The sequence below is a fragment of the Micromonospora sp. WMMD736 genome (genome assembly GCF_049179015.1).
In the GTDB taxonomy this organism is placed as follows: Bacteria; Actinomycetota; Actinomycetes; order Mycobacteriales; family Micromonosporaceae; genus Micromonospora.
Genome location: NZ_JBMHMI010000099.1, coordinates 1 through 2340, shown reverse-complemented (window position 1 = coordinate 2340; position 2340 = coordinate 1). Strand labels below are relative to the sequence as shown.

Below are 2340 nucleotides of genomic sequence, written 5' to 3'. Positions count from 1 at the left end.
CCGCTTCATTTGCATGAAGATTGCGACGGTGAAGGGAAACGTGAGTCCGGCAGCCAGCATCGAGATCATCAGGCCGATCCGAACCTGCAGGGCGTTGTCGGCATAGAACTGGGCGATCTGTTGGGCCGAGTCATTCGGAGAGGGGGGCGGGACCAGGCCGCCGACGACCCAGAAGCCGATCATGAAGGTGATCATCAGCAGGGGGCCGGCGTACACACACCAGCGCTCGGTAGTCGTGTTCATCGCGTAAGGCCCTCCTTCGAGGTGCTGTGCCGGGTCGACGCCACGGGTTTGTCAGACCAGGCGTCGTTTGATTCGGGATGACAGTCCACGTGTTTCTTCACCCACGCGTCTCCTTGTCGCGTACCAGCGAGGCGCACTGACTATTATGAGACACGGCGTACCTTTTTGCGCGAATTTGAATTACAGTCGCGATGACCGGACCGGCTGAGTGGGGCGCGGGAAGGGAACCGGGCTCGTAGCCGATGCTGGTGCCGCGCGGCCTTTCGGGTTTCTCCCCTACACCTCGCCGAGCCGATGCGACAACCGGGCGAAAGGACTATGCCATGGACGTCACCGCGGCAGACGACTACTTTCATCCGCGACCCGAGGACCCGTTCTGGAATGAGGCCAGTTGGTTCTCGTTCATGGCTCCGGAACGAGACATGTCCGGATTCGTGTACATCTATCACCGACCCAACATCGGCTACACCGTCGCCGGTGTCGCGGCGTGGGACCCGACCGGCAGCGAGAACTACGACTGTCTGCTCTACGACTGGGGCGAACCGCACAAGCTCGAGTCCGGATCCCAGATGTTCTCCTTCGCCACGACAAACGGCTTCGCTGTCGAGCTCCTGGAGCCGTTGCGGCGCTAGCACTTCACCTATCGCGGCCAGAACGGTTTCAACAGCGATGTCGAGTTGGATCTGGTGTTCACCGCAGACCAGCCGCCGCACTACACCGGGGCGGATGTCGGGGCGGCTGGCGCTAGACGGTGAACGGAACGACATCGAATGTGTGGCCCAACGCGACCGTTCCTGGGGTATCAGAAACATCATCAATAACCCTCGGGGGCAGATGATCTGGGCGACCGGTCCCAAGAGCGGGTTTCACGCACTCGCGGTCAGCACTCTGCCCCCGCAGGAGGATCCCGGCATCGGTACACGCGAGGACGTGATCCTCGGCTATTACCTCAAAAACGGCCGGTATGGCGATCTGAGGATGGAAACGGGCAACACTATTGCCGTGATGGAGCGCGACGAAACTGGTCGTCCGGTCACCCACCGCATCGAGGCCACCGACTCGCTCGGGCGCCGGCTGGAAGCGAGCGGTACCGTCTGAAACATGCTGAATTGGCAGGGCTACTCCCGGAACACGACGTTCTGGTCACTGGTGGATTGGCAACTCGACGGTCACTCCGCACTCGGCGAGGGCCAGGACTACTGGCCGCTTCATCAGGCGCGCAGCCTGCTGCGCCGACAGCACCAGCCGACACGATGAGCGTGCCGGCCGCGGGTCGGGACATCACGACCATCGATGTCGAGGGCCGGCTCTACGCCGACGATCTCGCGATCGGTGACTGGATGGCCCTCGGCACCGTATCAGTGACACGCGACGAGATCGTGCAGTTTGCCATGCGCTACGACCCGCTTCCCATCCATATCGACGGTGCTGGTTCGCCGTTCGGTGATGTCATCGCCAGTGGCATGCATACTCTGGCGTTGTTCTCCAGCTTGTGTTCGCCGAACTTCCTGGCACGTATGGCGGTCGTGGCGGGTAAGGGAATTGACCGGTTGCGACTCCCGCACCCTGTCCGGCCCGGCGCCGTACTGTCCGCGAATGCGGAGGTTGTGGACATTTCAATGGGCTCTCGCCGGGCCGATGTGCACTGCCGCTACGAGATGCAGGATCAGGACAGCAACGTGGTGATGTCCATGGTCGGTGTCCAGGTGATCAACCGTCGTTGCGCGGAGAAGGGCTGAAAACGCATCGAACCTGGGCAGTGGGCGATACGTCCTACCGGGGTCTGCAGTCGATCCGTCCCGGCACGTAGCAGTCGGGAATCAACCAGTCGCTGAGTGGGTCGTCCGGGTTGATACGCACCGAGGTGATCGGGAGTTCGGGCGCACTGCCGGGGTCCAGGTCGAACGTATTGGTGAAGACGTCAGGCATGGCTCTGGCCAACCGCAGCAGGACCCCGCCCTGCCGGACGCAGATCGCGCCGAAACGTTCGGGATTGGGCTGCGCCTGCGATGCGGGCCAGACGAGGTTGCACAGGTCCTGTGTGCTCAGGATGTGATATGTCTGCTCGTCCGCCGTCGCGGCACCGCCGTTGGCGAT

Annotated in this window: 6 protein-coding genes; 4 read left to right on the top strand and 2 right to left on the bottom strand. The window is 62.5% G+C overall.

Annotation, left to right across the window (positions count from 1 at the left end):
* The coding region (locus tag ACN269_RS34145) for a hypothetical protein (RefSeq protein WP_421477388.1) at positions 1-243 on the bottom strand (243 nt) is incomplete at its 3' end.
* A 323-nt stretch (positions 244-566) separates the two neighbouring features.
* On the opposite strand from ACN269_RS34145, the gene ACN269_RS34140 reads away from it, so the two are divergent.
* The 4 genes from ACN269_RS34140 (at position 567) to ACN269_RS34125 (ending at position 1982) form a co-directional block, all read left to right on the top strand.
* The gene (locus ACN269_RS34140) at positions 567-875 is read left to right on the top strand and encodes a hypothetical protein (protein WP_421477386.1); all 309 of its coding nucleotides are present in this window, start codon (positions 567-569) and stop codon (positions 873-875) included.
* A gap of 94 nt (positions 876-969) precedes the next feature.
* Positions 970-1341, top strand: a complete 372-nt coding sequence (locus ACN269_RS34135; protein WP_421477385.1) for a hypothetical protein — start codon at positions 970-972, stop codon at positions 1339-1341.
* 3 nt (positions 1342-1344) lie between these two features.
* On the top strand, positions 1345-1500 hold the full coding sequence (locus ACN269_RS34130; protein ID WP_421477383.1) for a hypothetical protein: 156 nt from the start codon (positions 1345-1347) through the stop codon (positions 1498-1500).
* Entirely contained in the window at positions 1497-1982 is a 486-nt protein-coding gene (locus ACN269_RS34125) for a MaoC/PaaZ C-terminal domain-containing protein (protein WP_421477381.1), read from the top strand. The genes ACN269_RS34130 and ACN269_RS34125 overlap by 4 nt, the downstream gene beginning before the upstream one ends.
* A gap of 34 nt (positions 1983-2016) precedes the next feature.
* Here ACN269_RS34125 and ACN269_RS34120 read toward each other — a convergent pair.
* Positions 2017-2340, bottom strand: a 324-nt coding sequence (locus ACN269_RS34120; RefSeq protein ID WP_421477380.1) for a hypothetical protein, incomplete at its 5' end; no start/stop codon positions are given.

What these genes read in the sequence shown, in the direction of transcription:
- ACN269_RS34140 (WP_421477386.1), top strand. Translation starts at nt 567, where the DNA reads ATGGACGTCACCGCGGCAGACGACTACTTTCATCCGCGACCCGAGGAC.
- ACN269_RS34135 (WP_421477385.1), top strand. Translation starts at nt 970, where the DNA reads ATGTCGGGGCGGCTGGCGCTAGACGGTGAACGGAACGACATCGAATGT.
- ACN269_RS34130 (WP_421477383.1), top strand. Translation starts at nt 1,345, where the DNA reads ATGCTGAATTGGCAGGGCTACTCCCGGAACACGACGTTCTGGTCACTG.
- ACN269_RS34125 (WP_421477381.1), top strand. Translation starts at nt 1,497, where the DNA reads ATGAGCGTGCCGGCCGCGGGTCGGGACATCACGACCATCGATGTCGAG.